The sequence below is a fragment of the Peptoniphilus sp. HCN-40583 genome, assembly GCF_037892835.1.
GTDB classification, from domain to species: domain Bacteria; phylum Bacillota; class Clostridia; order Tissierellales; family Peptoniphilaceae; genus Aedoeadaptatus; species Aedoeadaptatus rachelemmaiella.
Genome location: NZ_JBBKBU010000029.1, coordinates 16062 through 29817, shown reverse-complemented (window position 1 = coordinate 29817; position 13756 = coordinate 16062). Strand labels below are relative to the sequence as shown.

At 47.9% G+C, this 13756-nt stretch carries 16 protein-coding genes; 13 read left to right on the top strand and 3 right to left on the bottom strand.

Features of this window, described 5'->3' with window-relative positions; genetic code table 11:
• Positions 1–303: 303 nt before the first annotated feature.
• Complete coding sequence (locus tag WKT05_RS08900; protein ID WP_340413793.1) at positions 304–1074, top strand: ADP-ribosylglycohydrolase family protein; 771 nt, start codon at positions 304–306, stop codon at positions 1072–1074.
• Between the two features lie 16 nt (positions 1075–1090).
• Entirely contained in the window at positions 1091–1267 is a 177-nt protein-coding gene (locus WKT05_RS08895; RefSeq protein WP_340413792.1) for a hypothetical protein, read from the top strand.
• Positions 1268–1434: 167 nt separating this feature from the next.
• Here WKT05_RS08895 and WKT05_RS08890 read toward each other — a convergent pair whose 3' ends face one another.
• The 3 genes from WKT05_RS08890 to ychF form a co-directional block, all read right to left on the bottom strand.
• On the bottom strand, positions 1435–2952 hold the full coding sequence (locus WKT05_RS08890) for a TerB N-terminal domain-containing protein (protein ID WP_340413791.1): 1518 nt from the start codon (positions 2950–2952) through the stop codon (positions 1435–1437).
• A gap of 408 nt (positions 2953–3360) precedes the next feature.
• Positions 3361–4050 carry a copper amine oxidase N-terminal domain-containing protein gene (locus WKT05_RS08885; protein WP_340413790.1) on the bottom strand — a complete coding sequence of 230 codons (690 nt, stop codon included), beginning with the start codon at positions 4048–4050 and terminating at the stop codon, positions 3361–3363.
• A gap of 84 nt (positions 4051–4134) precedes the next feature.
• Positions 4135–5220 carry a redox-regulated ATPase YchF gene (ychF, locus tag WKT05_RS08880; protein WP_340413789.1) on the bottom strand — a complete coding sequence of 362 codons (1086 nt, stop codon included), beginning with the start codon at positions 5218–5220 and terminating at the stop codon, positions 4135–4137.
• A 121-nt stretch (positions 5221–5341) separates the two neighbouring features.
• Between ychF and WKT05_RS08875 the strand changes: the two genes are divergently transcribed.
• From WKT05_RS08875 to WKT05_RS08825, 11 genes are all read left to right on the top strand, one after another.
• The gene (locus tag WKT05_RS08875) at positions 5342–6562 is read left to right on the top strand and encodes an ABC transporter ATP-binding protein (RefSeq protein WP_340413788.1); all 1221 of its coding nucleotides are present in this window, start codon (positions 5342–5344) and stop codon (positions 6560–6562) included.
• Positions 6562–7374, top strand: a complete 813-nt coding sequence (locus WKT05_RS08870) for an ABC transporter permease subunit (RefSeq protein ID WP_340413787.1) — start codon at positions 6562–6564, stop codon at positions 7372–7374. The genes WKT05_RS08875 and WKT05_RS08870 overlap by 1 nt, the downstream gene beginning before the upstream one ends.
• 46 nt (positions 7375–7420) lie before the next feature.
• Positions 7421–8263: an HAD family hydrolase gene (locus WKT05_RS08865; protein ID WP_340413786.1), complete on the top strand. Its 843-nt coding sequence runs from the start codon at positions 7421–7423 to the stop codon at positions 8261–8263.
• Positions 8253–9116, top strand: coding sequence for a ribosome biogenesis GTPase YlqF (ylqF, locus tag WKT05_RS08860; protein ID WP_340413785.1), 864 nt, complete (start codon positions 8253–8255; stop codon positions 9114–9116). Before WKT05_RS08865 ends, ylqF begins: the two co-directional genes overlap by 11 nt.
• On the top strand, positions 9097–9708 hold the full coding sequence (locus WKT05_RS08855) for a ribonuclease HII (RefSeq protein ID WP_340413784.1): 612 nt from the start codon (positions 9097–9099) through the stop codon (positions 9706–9708). Before ylqF ends, WKT05_RS08855 begins: the two co-directional genes overlap by 20 nt.
• Before the next feature lie 75 nt (positions 9709–9783).
• The gene (locus WKT05_RS08850) at positions 9784–10152 is read left to right on the top strand and encodes an Asp23/Gls24 family envelope stress response protein (protein WP_340413783.1); all 369 of its coding nucleotides are present in this window, start codon (positions 9784–9786) and stop codon (positions 10150–10152) included.
• A gap of 12 nt (positions 10153–10164) precedes the next feature.
• Positions 10165–10680, top strand: a complete 516-nt coding sequence (gene nusB / locus WKT05_RS08845) for a transcription antitermination factor NusB (RefSeq protein ID WP_340413782.1) — start codon at positions 10165–10167, stop codon at positions 10678–10680.
• Positions 10667–11998, top strand: coding sequence for an exodeoxyribonuclease VII large subunit (gene xseA / locus WKT05_RS08840; protein WP_340413781.1), 1332 nt, complete (start codon positions 10667–10669; stop codon positions 11996–11998). The genes nusB and xseA overlap by 14 nt, the downstream gene beginning before the upstream one ends.
• Positions 11988–12191 (top strand): exodeoxyribonuclease VII small subunit, encoded by a 204-nt coding sequence (gene xseB, locus WKT05_RS08835; protein ID WP_215507572.1) that lies wholly within the window; start codon positions 11988–11990, stop codon positions 12189–12191. The genes xseA and xseB overlap by 11 nt, the downstream gene beginning before the upstream one ends.
• Positions 12181–12957, top strand: coding sequence for a polyprenyl synthetase family protein (locus WKT05_RS08830; RefSeq protein WP_340413780.1), 777 nt, complete (start codon positions 12181–12183; stop codon positions 12955–12957). The genes xseB and WKT05_RS08830 overlap by 11 nt, the downstream gene beginning before the upstream one ends.
• A gap of 4 nt (positions 12958–12961) precedes the next feature.
• Complete coding sequence (locus WKT05_RS08825; protein ID WP_340413779.1) at positions 12962–13756, top strand: TlyA family RNA methyltransferase; 795 nt, start codon at positions 12962–12964, stop codon at positions 13754–13756.

Below are 13756 nucleotides of genomic sequence, written 5' to 3'. Positions count from 1 at the left end.
AAAATGAACCGCCTACGGGCGGTTTTTTTGTATAAGATCAGAGCACAAGGGCGGTGTGAAAATGGCGAATCAATTTAAACATGAATCAGACGACTATATTCCCTTGTTAGATAATGGGAAAATTTACATTAGGCCAGATTGGATGTCTTACGACGAGCTGTTTGTTGATTTTGTTAACCCTTTGAATAAGAATGACATCATGCAGAAGTTTGTTAAAATCAATTCATTAACCAAAGAAGAATTCATTAAATACCAAAAAGCAGGAAGAATTCCCGCGGATTATAAAATCGAGGAGTGGATCAAATGTTGAAATCGGCGATTTACGGTTTAGCAGTGGGCGATGCCCTGGGCGTGCCCTTTGAATTCAAAAAACGGGGAACTTTTACTTGTGAAGGCATGACCGGCTACGGCTCGTGGAACCAGGCGCCGGGCACTTGGTCCGACGATACGAGCATGACCTTGGCTACATTGGATTCCATCAAAGAAAGAGGCTGCATCGACCCGGAGGATATGCGGAAGCGGTTTTGCGAGTGGCTCTACCAAAGCGCCTACACGGCCAATGGCGAGACATTCGACGTCGGCACGACGACGCGCATTGCCTTAGAGCAGGGCGGCGGACTGGACGATTACCACGCCAACGGGAACGGTTCACTGATGCGCATTTTGCCATTGGCATTCACAGAAGCCACAGACGACGAGATCAGAGCCGTATCGGCCATCACCCACGCCCATAAACTCTCCACGGAGGCCTGCGTCGAATACGTTCATTTGGCGCGGCAATTGATTCGCGGCGAAACACTCCGAATGGATGAAATAAAAAGCAAACGGGCGGATGCCATTCAATCCACCGGCTTCGTTTTGCACACATTGGAAGCATCCATTTGGTGCTTGTTAACTACCGCATCGTATCGAGAAGCCGTGTGCACGGCGGTAAACCTCGGCGAGGATACGGACACCACCGCAGCGGTGGTCGGCGGCTTGGCAGGGATCATGTACGGCTTCGACAGCATCCCGAAGCAATGGATCGATCAGCTGAAGAATAAAGCGCTCATCGATTCGATTTTAAACAAATAAAGATGGAGGCAATACAATGATGGAGCCTAAATTTTATCCCTATTTAACAGAGAAAAAAGCGAGGACCGAGCACGGCTATAAATACATAGTCTTGAAAGAAGAGACGCCGACAAAATTAAAAGAGGAATACATGGAAATCGTTGCTAATCAAGATGAAAGATTGAAAAGGGGAGAAATGATCATTATGTTTTAATAGACAGAAGATCTTTTCTGAATCCTTCGTTTTATAAGAGAGCGCAGAAGAGGAAGAAACGCTCAAAATGTACAGCTGCAAGGAAATGAAGAAAAATGAATTAAAAAAACGTCTAGGGAGTGTGAATCCTTAGACGCTTTTAATTTGTTACCGAAATTAAAATCTATTTACTCGGTGGTTTTCATCTTTCGCTCTTCACGAAGCTGCAATTTGGTTCTTTCATGGGCTTCCTGCAAAAGGGCATAGAGTGAACTTTGAATATCCGGATGGCTTAAAATATCCGGAAGTTCTGAAAATCTGCTTTCTTGAGATAGAGAATAATTGGCGAGGAATACAGTTATGGAGTCAGGAACTTCTTTATATTGCTCCTCTTGAATCATAAATTGATTTGTACCAAACTTTTCTTTTAAACAAAGCGCAAGATTGGCTTCAAATTTTTGAGGTTCATTTTTAATATAGCGTGGATTCGTCCACCCAACTTTTTTAGAAAACAATATTATTTCATGGGTGGTGAAACATTTCGTAACGGTACCTTTAATTGTGGCATAAAGCGGTATGCTCAAATTTCGCAGATTTAAACGTGCTATCCAATCGGGTCTTTTTGCCATCATAGCGGCAATTAAAATGGCATCGTTGGAATAGCTATTAAAAGAGTTATTCTCGGAATGATATTTTTTAAGTTCAAAAATCATTTCTACGGCTTGCTCAATTTTTTCAGTAAATAAAAAGCGCTCCAAACCGTAATAAAAAATAAAAACGTATGAAATGTCGATGGGCTGAGATATGTCTTGAAGCCATTTTAAATAGATAAAACGCTCTACGGAAGTAAGCTTGTCGTAAGCCGGGTAATAGCCTATTTTCTGATCTCGTGTTCCCTCAACAATGGGTAAATGCACATTAATAGCAGAAGGTTCAGATTGAAAACTGATTTCGAAAGAGTAGAAGCCATTGTCGAAGGTTTGTGTTTCTCGTTCTATATTTCTATACGTGCCATTAATAAACCAGAGCAGATCAAATACATTCGGAGGGACAAGTTCACGTAAGTTTCGCACATCCATATTGTCTTTGGTGGGAGCAATTGCAGCATTGTCTGTATCGGGAACTTTGGGAGCAGAAGTCGGTAAGATATCGACTGCTTTTTCGTCGTCGATAACGGGGCTTTTCGTTTGTGTAACCGCTTCAGTTTTCGGATTAGATAGAATATTTATTCGAGGCTTCGATTTTTGATATGCGGCGTAAGCAAGAATGCCGTAGAGAACGCCGAGGAAAATGTTCGGATGTCCACCGAATATGGCACCCCATGAAGCAAGTCCCAGAATTATCGCGATAAATTTTAACCACCGACGTGGTGGCCGTGTCAAATATTGATCCGGAGAGTAGCCTTCGTTTTCCAATCCCTGCTTTACGGTTTCGGGTTTTGTTGCATTGTAATGAAACTTTGTTTTTTTCGGTTGCTTCGCTTTCTTCTTCTTTGGTGAGCTCACCGGTTTAATGGGTTTTAGTAGATCGACGGTCGTTTTATTGTAGACTTTGTTATAAACAGCCTTTTTTGGATTCTTTATGTAACCCATGCCTTTTTTTCCGTAACCGGGAATAAGTGTTTTTTTTACAGAGCGTTTCAACCTGCCGGTCGTTCTGGCTTTAAAGCTTTTTTTCAAGCTGGGCTTCCTTACGCCAAACTTCATAGTACTCCTCCTAAACTGCTAGTTTTTTCCATTCTTTCACATTTATAATTTGGTCAAGTCGCCGTGGGTGAAATAAATGGCGTTCTCATGGATTTTAAAACAAATGTACTTGTCGCTAGAAGTATATCCAAGAAGTTTTCGAATAGCAATGAGCTTGGGGAAATTGAGATTTCATAAAACAGAGATAAATGCCGTTTCTATATTTTCCTCTAAATTAATTGGGATGAAAGTAAAACCGAAAGTATAAAAGACACTCAATACCATGGGTTTGCAGCCATTACAAAAATAAAATGAAATTAAAGCCTACGGGACGATGCAAGACTTCAGGAAGTTTGCACGCATATGTCTATCAAAATAAAAAGCCGTTGGTCACTATAACCAACGGCTTCTACTATCTGTACATAGACCTTATCTTTTCGCACGTCTGTAGCCGGCTGCCTGGGCCTGAGCTTCACTTTCAAATAGAATAGTATTTCTTGGTGAGATTTTGTGGTAGCTTGCATCCTGGGGAAGGTGGTAGATACGAGAATTTCTATTTCCGCGTATATGTCCTTTTCCCTGTGGGGCACCTATTGCTTGTGCTTTGTTATTGCTTTGTACAATTGGTGAAACAGGCTTTTTTTGCACGATAGTTTCAGTTATATTTGAATTGTTCGAGGACACTTCGGGACGATAACCCGTTCCAACGATGGCCGTATAGGTTGTCTGATCCCAAGATACCGGTTTACCCATGGCTTCAGCAATGACGCGAAGGGGTAGGAAGGTACGGTCATTACGAATCATGGTCTCCGTGTCCATAGCTACTTTTGCATCCCCGGCACGATAATAGGCTTCACCGGGGAAGAAGATGTAATCCTTATCATTGATTTTAATTAGAACTTGACGCTCCTGCGCTTTCCACTGAATATCAAGCCCCAAAGCTTCAGCAACTTGGCGCAGAGGAACCAGCGTTCGGTCCTTATGAATAAAAGGTGACACATCGCCTGTAATATAACGACCTTCGACCCAAAGTCTGGCATCACGGGCATTTGCCGATTGCGGAACAAAGCTTATCAGCATGGACGCGGCCAGCAAAATAGATAGAAATTTTCTTTTCAAATCAGAGTCCTTTCCATGAGAAATTCATAAATTTTCGGATGAAAATTGCTGTTAATTTGTTATGAACAAAACGCCTAAAGCGGATCACACATTGAACTTAAAGTTAACGACATCGCCGTCTTCCATTACATAGTCTTTTCCTTCGCTTCGAATCCAGCCTTTATCTCTGGCTTGGGCGATGGTGCCGGCCTCAACAAGTTTTTCGTAAGCGATGGTGTCGGCTTTAATGAATCCGCGCTCGATGTCGGTGTGGATTTTTCCTGCGGCTTCCGGCGCTTTGGTGCCTTTTTTAATCGTCCAGGCCCGTGTTTCCATTTCCCCTGTGGTAATGTAGCTGATTAAGCCGAGGAGGGAATAGGATGCTTTTACTAAGCGGTCCAGACCCGAGTCGGCGAGGCCCATGGCTTCGAGAAATTCACCCTTGCTCTCGTCGTCTAAGCCGGAAATTTCTTCCTCGATGGCGGCGGAGATAATAATGGTTTCGTCGCCGCTTTTATCGGCAAAGGCCCGCACTTGATCCACATAGGCGTTTCCTGAAATAATATCGTCTTCACTGACATTGGCCGCATAAATCACGGGCTTCATGGTTAAAAGACTGAAGGAGGATAAAAGCTTCCTGTCTTCTTCCGTATAGTCTAAAGAGCGGGCCGGATTTTCTGCTTCCAAAGCGGCGATGATTTTTACGATTAAATCGTGCTCCGCTTGCAGGCTTTTGTCGCCCTTCATTTGTTTTTTCACCCGTTCCAGACGTTTTTCCAAAAGTTCCAAGTCGGAGAAGATCAGCTCGAGATTAATGGTGTCGATGTCCCGCACGGGATCGACGCTGCCTTCCACGTGAATGATGTTGCCGTCGTCGAAACAGCGCACCACGTGCACCAGGGCGTCTACTTCGCGGATATGTGACAAGAATTGATTGCCCAGGCCTTCGCCTTTGCTGGCACCTTTCACCAAGCCGGCGATGTCGGCAAACTCGATGGTGGCGTAGATGATTTGTTTTGAATGGCTCATATCGCTCAGCGTGTCCAGGCGACGGTCTTTTACCTCAACCATGCCTACATTGGGCTCGATGGTGGCGAAGGGATAATTGGCCGCTTCGGCACCAGCTTGAGTAATGGCGTTAAATAATGTGGACTTGCCTACATTGGGCAAGCCGATAATTCCTAATTTCATAAATACTTCCCCCTCATACTAATCCAGCCCATTATATCATAGTTTTTGCCCCTCTTTTATGGGATAGGATTACATTTTACGAGGCATTCATGTATAATATGAAAGTAAAGCGAGGTGACACATGAGTGCGATAGTAGTAAATGAATTGACAAAAAAATTTCGTCGGAATTTAGTTTTCAATGATTTTAATTTGGAAGTATTCGACGGTGAGATTTTTTCGATTATGGGAACGGAAGGTAGCGGCAAGACAACCTTGGCCCGAATTTTGTTCCATTTCTTAAAACCGAATAAGGGGACGATCCGCATTTTCGATATGGACGGCCAAAAGGAGTCTAAATCCGTGAAGGAGTTTACCGGTTATGTTCCCGAAGATGTTTGGATTTACGATAATTTAAAACCCATGGCCATTTTTAATCATACCTTGGGATTTCATGGATTAAAGAATACGGACGACATTCAGTCTTTAATGGAATATTTTGAACTGGATAATCGGCATAAGTTTTCCGATTTAACGGATTCCGAACGCAAGCGCGTGGCAATTATTAATGCCCTCATTGCAAAGCCGAAATTATTGATTTTGGACAATCCCTCCAAGGATTTGTCTCGAGCCATGTTGGATAAGCTTTTTACTCACATTAAGCGGCTCCAAAGTTCGGAAGGCCTTTCCGCATTGCTTTTGACAGACGATTTATCCATCGGTCAACGCTACGGCGACCGGGGAGCTTATTTATCCGGCGGCCGTTTGACCGGCATTGAGTATTTGAAGGATAAAAAGAACAACGACAAGGTGCTTCGTATTTTCGATGAACTGATCAGTGTCGGTGCCTTTGAAGAAATCGGCGCGACGCTGTTAAAAGATGAATCCGGCGACGTGGAATTTTTCTACGACGGGTATTTGCCTACCCTGACCACGGTATTGCATCAACAAAAAGTGAAAAATTACGTCTTGGAAGATGCGGTCTTGGAAAACAAGGTGGAAATCTTTAAATCCGGCGTCGTGAATAAGCGTCCGGCGAAACCGGCGGAAGCTCTGTCCGATGACACCATTGTGGTTTCCGACGACAAGGCCTTTGAGGCCGAATCAAGCGAACAACCGCAAGCAAAAGAAGCGGACACGGTGGTTTTAAGTGAGCCGCCGGTAAAGGATGAGACGCCTTCGGCTGAAGTGCCTGAAGGTGTCGATAAACCTGAAGTGTCGGATGCGCCTGCCGAAGAAAAGGTGGCCTATGACGACGATTCGATGATTTTGGACAGCCGCAAGACCCAGTCCATCGAACCGGTGGATACCGACGATGTACTCGAGGAAAAATATTCCTTTAAACCGAAAAAGGGGGATGCGTGATGGTTTTTAATCTCGAAATGAAAAATAATCGAGGCAAGGCCTTTGCTTGGTTCTTGGTTGTCGGGATTTTAACCGGCTTGTTAATGGCCTTTTTCCCGCTTTTGCAAGACGACAATCTTCTATCTTTGGCCAATGGTTTCCGCGACGGTTTTTCCGAAAACATGCAGCCGATTTTGGGCTTTGGTCGCGAAATTTCCTTCGATCAATTTACAGACTACGTTCCCTTTATTTTCCAATATTTGGGCGTTCTATTTGCTATTTTTGCCATTCAATTAGGGGCAAAGAGCTTGTCTCGTGAGCAAAGCGCAGGTACCATTGAGTATCTCTATGCCAACCCCATTACCCGTACGGAGATTTACAGCGGCAAATTTTCCGCCAATATGTTGCATTACGGCCTCGTCTTGATTTTCGTCTTGGTCGTGGCGTTTGCCTCCCTCTATGTCTTCGGGGTTCACGATATTCGCAATCTGGCCTTGGTGCTTTTACAGGTATTCATTTGCCTGCTGTTGCTGGGCTTTGAATTTCTTTGCATCGGCTTTTTCTACTCGTCGATTTCTTCCCGTGCTTCTCACGCGGAAGGAGGAAGCCTTCTCTTATTTATTGCCATCGCCCTGGTTTGGGCTGCGTTGCAATTGATGGGAAGTGCGACACAAGCCATTGCGGATTTCTTCCCCTTCACGGCGTTGAATCCGCTGAGCATGGCTGGAAGCGGCGATTTCCAATGGATCGGCATGGTGATCAACATCGTGCTCGGACTGGTCTTCTGGGGACTGGGCTGTATTATCTACAAGGGAAAAGAACTAAAATTTTAAACAAAGACGAGCGGCTCTATGAGTCGCTCTTTTATTCGGAGGGATTATGATTCGATTAATTGCATTAGATTTCGACGGCACCATCGCCGCAAGAAAACAACCTTTCGATGAGACCATGATCCAATACGTGCAACGATGGAAGGACATGGGCATCGAAACCGTGGTGGCTAGCGGCCGTCCCTTTCGTTCGCTTAAAAGAGAGCTGTCCCCGTACAAGGATGAAATGGTCGTCATCAGCAACAACGGCAATTTGATTCGCTATAAAAATTCGGAAGAGACCCTAGACCGCTTTGTTTTCGACAAGGCGGCCATCCGTCCTCTAACGGCGGCCATCGAAGCCAGGGGGCTGCATCCGATTTTTCACGTGGACAGTTACGACAAAGGCTACGATTTGGTCACCCTCCACGAACAAACGGAGCGGGAAGCCTCCTACATTGTTTTTTACGAAAACATGTATAGAGAAATGACCATCGACGATGTGTTAAAAGAAGATGTTCTCGCCGTCGCCGGCTATACCACCGGCGATGTCTTCGAAGATTTAATTCAGGAGCCGGTGATTAAAGAAGGGGGTCTCACGGCCCATTTGCTGAAAAGCAGAGACCCGAAGCTCTCTCTTTTTGAAATCATCGGCAAGGGAAGCGACAAGTGGCGGGGGCTGAGCACCTACGGCAAAATGAAAAACATCGCCCCGGAAGAGATGGTCGTCGTCGGTGACGATCGAAACGACGGTGCCATGATTGCCCACGGTGGGATCGGCATCGCCATGGCTTCGGCGCCGGAGGATGTAAAAAAAGTGGCGGATATCATTTGCGAAGAGAAGCCTGAAAATTACGGCGCCTTTCGCTGTGTCGACGGTATTGTGAGAAAAGAGGTGGACAATGAACATTAATTGGTACCCGGGGCACATGAAAAAGACCATCGAGTCTTTAAGAAACATGAAGGCCCAGTGCGATGTGGCGGTGGTTTTATTAGATGCCCGCATTCCCGTGAGCAGCTACAATCCGCTTCTTGACGAGGTGCTCACCTCCATTCCCGTGCTCATGCTCTTAAATAAATCGGATTTGGCGGATCCGAAGGAAACACAGCGCTGGATCGATTATTTTAACGGACAGGCGCGCACCTCGGCCATTGCCTGGTCTGCCACATCGAAGCTCAATGAAAAGCGGCTGACAGAAGCTTTAGAAAATGCCGTCGAGGATTTGCGGGAAAGAGAAGCGAATAAAGGCATGGAAAAGCGAAAGCTGCGCGTTATGGTGGCGGGGATTCCCAATGTAGGCAAGTCCACCTTTATTAACCAGCTGGCGGGGAAAAAATCCGCCGCCATCGGCAATCGGCCGGGCATTACCAAGACCAATCAGTGGATTCGCCACCACAAAGCCTTCGATCTCTTGGACACGCCGGGGGTTCTGTGGCCCAAGTTGGATCCGCCCATTCGCGGCCGCCATTTGGCTTACACGGGCTCCATTAAAGACGAGATCATGGACGTGGAGACCCTGGCCTTTGAGCTGGTGAAAGAAGCCATGAAAAAGTTCGAAGCCCCCATGATGGCCCGCTACGACCTTAAAGAAACCTACGATGATCCCGTGGAGGTTATGGATGCCATTGGCAAGCGGCGAGGCTGCTTAATTCGCGGCGGCGAAATCGACTACACAAAAGTGTCCCACTTAATCTTAGACGAGTTTCGCGCCGGCAAGTGGGGCGCGATTAGCTTGGAGCGTGTTGATGACCGATCTGAATTTTGATCTACAGCGGCTGAACGAAGGCTACGATTACATCGCGGGCATCGATGAAGTGGGCCGCGGTTGCCTCTTCGGCGACGTGGTGGCGGCTTGCGTCGTCATGCCATTGAATAAGTCCATCGAAGGCGTGACGGATTCAAAAAAGCTTTCGCCCAAAAAACGGGGCCTTTTGGAAGGGGCCATAAAAGAGCAGGCGCTTTTTTACACCTACGCCAATGAAAGTGCAGAAGTCATCGATGCCATCAATATTAAACAGGCCACCCGACGGGCCATGAAGAGGGCGGCGGAGGCGACATTGACCCATTTCCCGGACAAGAAGATCTTGTTCTTAATCGATGCGGAAACCATCGACCTGGATTGTCATCAGGCGGCGATTATCCACGGCGACGATCTGTCTTACGCCATTGCCTGCGCCTCTATTTTGGCCAAAGAATACCGTGACAGGCTCTGTATTCAGTGGGACGAAAAATACCCCGGCTACGGCATTAAAAAACACAAAGGCTACGGCACGAAACAGCATCGAGAAGCCATACTCGCCCTCGGGCCGTCGGCGGGCCATCGCATGAGTTTTTTAACGAAAATCCTAAACAAATAGAGTGCTTCGGAGGTAGGAGGCCTGTGTTTGTCGGCCTGCGGTTTATGGTATAATAGGTTAAAATAGGAGGCAGAAATGGTTGAAAAATATTTTGTTGACCCTTCGGGGAATTCCAATGTAAAAATTGCCGACGACGTCATTACGCGCATCGCTCAAGAAGCGGCCACGCGCGTCGAAGGCGTTTATAATAGCTATACCACAAGGAGAGAAATCGGCGACTTCTTGCCCGGAAGGGGCCAAGGGAAGACCAAAGTCACCGCCGATGAAGAAAAAAGCGTGGTGGATATTTCCATCGTCGTAGAATACGGACGCAACATCGTTGCAGTGGCGGAAGAAGTACAAGATGCCGTAAAGGTCAGTCTTGAAAATATGACGGATTTAGATATTACGGCGGTTAATGTCCACGTCAACGGCGTACGCGCCCAAGAAAAAGAATCCGTGTAAAGGGTAAGAATTTTGTTAAGCAATAAGTTGAGCAGAAAACTGTCCAGAATCGGCACCATGCAAATTCTTTTTGCCATGGAGCACAGAGGCGAATTTGCCATGGATGTGGCGGAATCTTTTTTCGAAAGCGTCTGGGACGAACACGAAGTAGAGGAGATGTATCGCCACGTCTTTACCGAGAAGAAAGCGGCTTTTCGTTTAGAATCCGCATCGGATGGTCCCTTTTCCCCCGATGAAAAGGCCTACATTATCCAAAGCGTCGATATCATTGTTAACAACAAAGAGGCCATCGACAAAATCATTGACGATCACTTAAATGACGGATCCATTCGTCGCATTTCCACTGTGGATCTGTCGATTTTGCGTGTAGCTGTGGCGGAAATTATGTATCACGAAGACATTGCGCCGCCGGTTTCCATCAACGAAGCCGTTGATTTGGCGAAAATGTACAGCACATCCGACAGCGCCCGTTTTATTAACGGCGTGCTGGGTCATATTGTTCGAGAAGGCGGCCATGAATCCAATTAGTGTATCGGAGCTTCTCGCCTATACGAAAAAAGTGCTCAAGACGGATTACATGTTGAACCACGTCTTGATTAAAGGGGAGCTTTCCGAAATCAAAACAGCGTCCAGCGGTCACGTGTATTTCACGATCAAAGACGACAAGGCCCGCATGGACTGCATCATGTATAGAGACGACGCCGAAGCGTCGGACATGGATTTTCAAGTGGGCATGGAAGTGGAAATGAACGGCTCCGTGGCCATTTACGCCCCCTCCGGGCGGCTGCAATTTGTGGCGAAAACCATGGTACTCACCGGGGAAGGCGCTCTTTACAAACTTTTTCTAAAATTAAAAGACCTTCTAAGCAAAGAAGGTCTATTTGATATGGACAAAAAGATGGCTTTGCCCGAGATGCCCAAGACCGTAGGCGTGGTCACCAGTACGGCCGGGGCGGCCCTTCACGATTTTCTGCAAGTGGCGGCCAACAGAAACCCCGCCGTCTCCGTCATCGTCTCGCCTACCCTCGTACAGGGCGAAGGCGCCGGCGCCTCCATCGCCCGTGCGTTTAAGCGGCTCGACGCACGGGATGATGTGGACGTGATCCTCATTACCCGCGGCGGCGGCAGCATGGAGGATTTGTTTTGCTTTAACGACGAAACCTTGATTCGTACCTTGGCCGAAAGGCGCCATCCGGTTGTTTCCGCCGTGGGCCACGAGGTGGACACCACCCTTTGCGATTACGTGGCCGATGTGCGTGCGGCGACGCCGACCCACGGTGCGGAGATTATCGTCAGCCCGAGGGAAGAGATTTTATCCGCCTCAAGGGCCCGCCTTCAGGTGATGGAACACGCCATTGCCCTATCCCTCCACGAGGCGAGACGGCGAAACGACGTGCTGGGCCATCGCCTGCATCAAACCGTGTCCATGGAGGCCATTTTAAATAAGCGTCTGGCTCAAAAGGCCGTAAAAGAACGCATGGACTTTCGCATGAAAGAGGCCGTGAACCGCCACGTACAATCCCTAAATCGCTACGGCATACGCATAAAGGCCGTGAATTTACCGGCGCGGGCGGCGCGGGATGAAGAAACTCTTGCGCTAATGAAACAGCGCTTGGTGCGTGAGGCAGCACAGGCGGTAAAAAATGCGCAGCGGGATTTAGCGGAGCTGGATAATCGCATGAAGACCATGGGCAAGGAGCGGGTGAAGCCGCGGGTGCGCGTTCAGAATCGCTACATACGATCGGCAAGTGAAGTCGAGGTGGGCGATGTGTTAAGGGTGGATCTTTTAGACGGATCCATAGCAGCTCGGGTGCTTTCCATAGAAAGGAACGGTCATGAATTATAAAGAAAAGTCGGAACAGCTGGAAAAAATCGTGGAGCGCATGGAAAATGAAGACCTTTCTCTGGAAGAGATGGTAAAGCTCTACGAAGTGGCCACGTCTCTTTACCGGGAACTGGAAAAAGACTTAAAGGGCTTGGAACAAAAGGTGCGTGTGCTCACCGAAGGCATGGAAGAGGAGGGCGACAATGAACTTTGATGCACGTTTAAAGGCATATTACGAGGCCATTCCCTCGGCGGCCGACGAACTAAAAGAAGCCATGATCTACTCCCTGTTTACGGGAGGCAAGCGGGTGCGTCCCACGCTGTTTTACACCGTATTAAAGGATTTCGGCTACGAAGGCGACGCGGCCTTTTACTTTGCCGCCGCCATGGAATCCATCCACACCTACAGCTTGATTCACGACGATTTGCCCGCCATGGACGACGACGATTTCCGGCGGGGAAAGCCCTCCTGCCACAAGGCCTACGGCGAAGCTTTGGCCATTCTCGCCGGCGACGGGCTTTTGTCGCAGGCGGCAGAGCTTGCCGCAGAAGGGGCGTCTTTGGATCCCGAAGGCGGCATCGACGCCATGAAATACTTATTTAAAGCCGCAGGTACCACGGGCATGGTGGACGGTCAGGTGCTTGACATTCGCGCCGGTGCATCCTCAGGCGACGAAGTGATCTACAAGCGAAAAACCGGTGCTTTGTTGGGCGCCTGCTTCGCCATGGCCGGTGCCTTGGCGGGAAAATCCAAAGAGGTTAACGACACCTTGTACCGCGTCGGCGAAACCTTGGGCCTGAGCTATCAATTCCAAGACGACTACTTCGATTTGGAAGAAGACGGCGCGGAAGTGATTCCCGACGACTACCTGTTGAAGGCCCGTGAATACACGGAAGAATGTTTAAGCCTTCTCGCCTCTGTCGGACAATTCAAAGAAACGGAAGCGCTGATCGATAAGATTTTAAAACGAGACAGGTGATGGCGTGAAAGAGCGTGCAGATGTCCTTTTAGTGAAGAAGAATTTAGCGCCGTCCAGAGAAAAAGCCAAGACCATGATTATGGCGGGCGAAGCCTTTATCGGCACGGAGCGCATCGCCAAGGCCGGTCAAATGATCGATGTAGAAGCGGAAATCAGCGTTAAGGGCCATAGCTTAAAATACGTTTCCCGCGGGGGCTTTAAGCTGGAAAAAATCATCGAAAACTGCGGGATCGATTTAACGGACAAAGTGTGCATGGACATCGGCTCCTCCACCGGCGGCTTTACCGATTGCATGCTGGCCCACGGCGCGAGAAAGGTCTACGCCGTGGATGTGGGCTACAATCAACTGGCCTATACCTTGCGGGTGGATCCCCGGGTCGTGGTCATGGAGCGGACCAATGTGCGCTATTTGGATGCGGAGGATCTGGACGATGGTATGGATTTTATTTCCATCGACGTGTCCTTTATCTCCCTTGAATTGGTGCTTCCCAAGGCCGTGAGCTATTTGTCCGATACAGGGAAGATCGCCGCATTAATCAAGCCCCAATTTGAAGCGGGCAAAAACAAGGTAGGCAAAGGCGGCATTGTTTCCGACCCCGAAGTCCACCGAGAGGTTTTAAATAAAATACATCATCTCGTTCAAGACTTGGGTATCTATCCCGAAGTACTTACCTTTTCGCCGATTCAGGGCGCGACGGGAAACACGGAATTTTTAATGCTTATGACGAAGGAGGTCGCGGCATCGAAGCCCATCGATATCGATGGGGTGGTGCGGGCGTCCGGGGAGGAGTTTCGCTAA

Bases quoted from the DNA above. Each gene is read 5' to 3' on its own strand.
- WKT05_RS08865 (WP_340413786.1), top strand. From the start codon at position 7,421: ATGATTCGATTAATTGCATTAGATTTCGACGGCACCATCGCCGCAAGA.
- WKT05_RS08855 (WP_340413784.1), top strand. From the start codon at position 9,097: ATGACCGATCTGAATTTTGATCTACAGCGGCTGAACGAAGGCTACGAT.
- WKT05_RS08895 (WP_340413792.1), top strand. From the start codon at position 1,091: ATGATGGAGCCTAAATTTTATCCCTATTTAACAGAGAAAAAAGCGAGG.
- WKT05_RS08870 (WP_340413787.1), top strand. From the start codon at position 6,562: ATGGTTTTTAATCTCGAAATGAAAAATAATCGAGGCAAGGCCTTTGCT.
- WKT05_RS08875 (WP_340413788.1), top strand. From the start codon at position 5,342: ATGAGTGCGATAGTAGTAAATGAATTGACAAAAAAATTTCGTCGGAAT.
- WKT05_RS08830 (WP_340413780.1), top strand. From the start codon at position 12,181: ATGAACTTTGATGCACGTTTAAAGGCATATTACGAGGCCATTCCCTCG.
- xseB (WP_215507572.1), top strand. From the start codon at position 11,988: ATGAATTATAAAGAAAAGTCGGAACAGCTGGAAAAAATCGTGGAGCGC.
- xseA (WP_340413781.1), top strand. From the start codon at position 10,667: ATGAATCCAATTAGTGTATCGGAGCTTCTCGCCTATACGAAAAAAGTG.
- ychF (WP_340413789.1), bottom strand. From the start codon at position 5,220: ATGAAATTAGGAATTATCGGCTTGCCCAATGTAGGCAAGTCCACATTA.
- ylqF (WP_340413785.1), top strand. From the start codon at position 8,253: ATGAACATTAATTGGTACCCGGGGCACATGAAAAAGACCATCGAGTCT.
- WKT05_RS08890 (WP_340413791.1), bottom strand. From the start codon at position 2,952: ATGAAGTTTGGCGTAAGGAAGCCCAGCTTGAAAAAAAGCTTTAAAGCC.
- WKT05_RS08900 (WP_340413793.1), top strand. From the start codon at position 304: ATGTTGAAATCGGCGATTTACGGTTTAGCAGTGGGCGATGCCCTGGGC.
- WKT05_RS08850 (WP_340413783.1), top strand. From the start codon at position 9,784: ATGGTTGAAAAATATTTTGTTGACCCTTCGGGGAATTCCAATGTAAAA.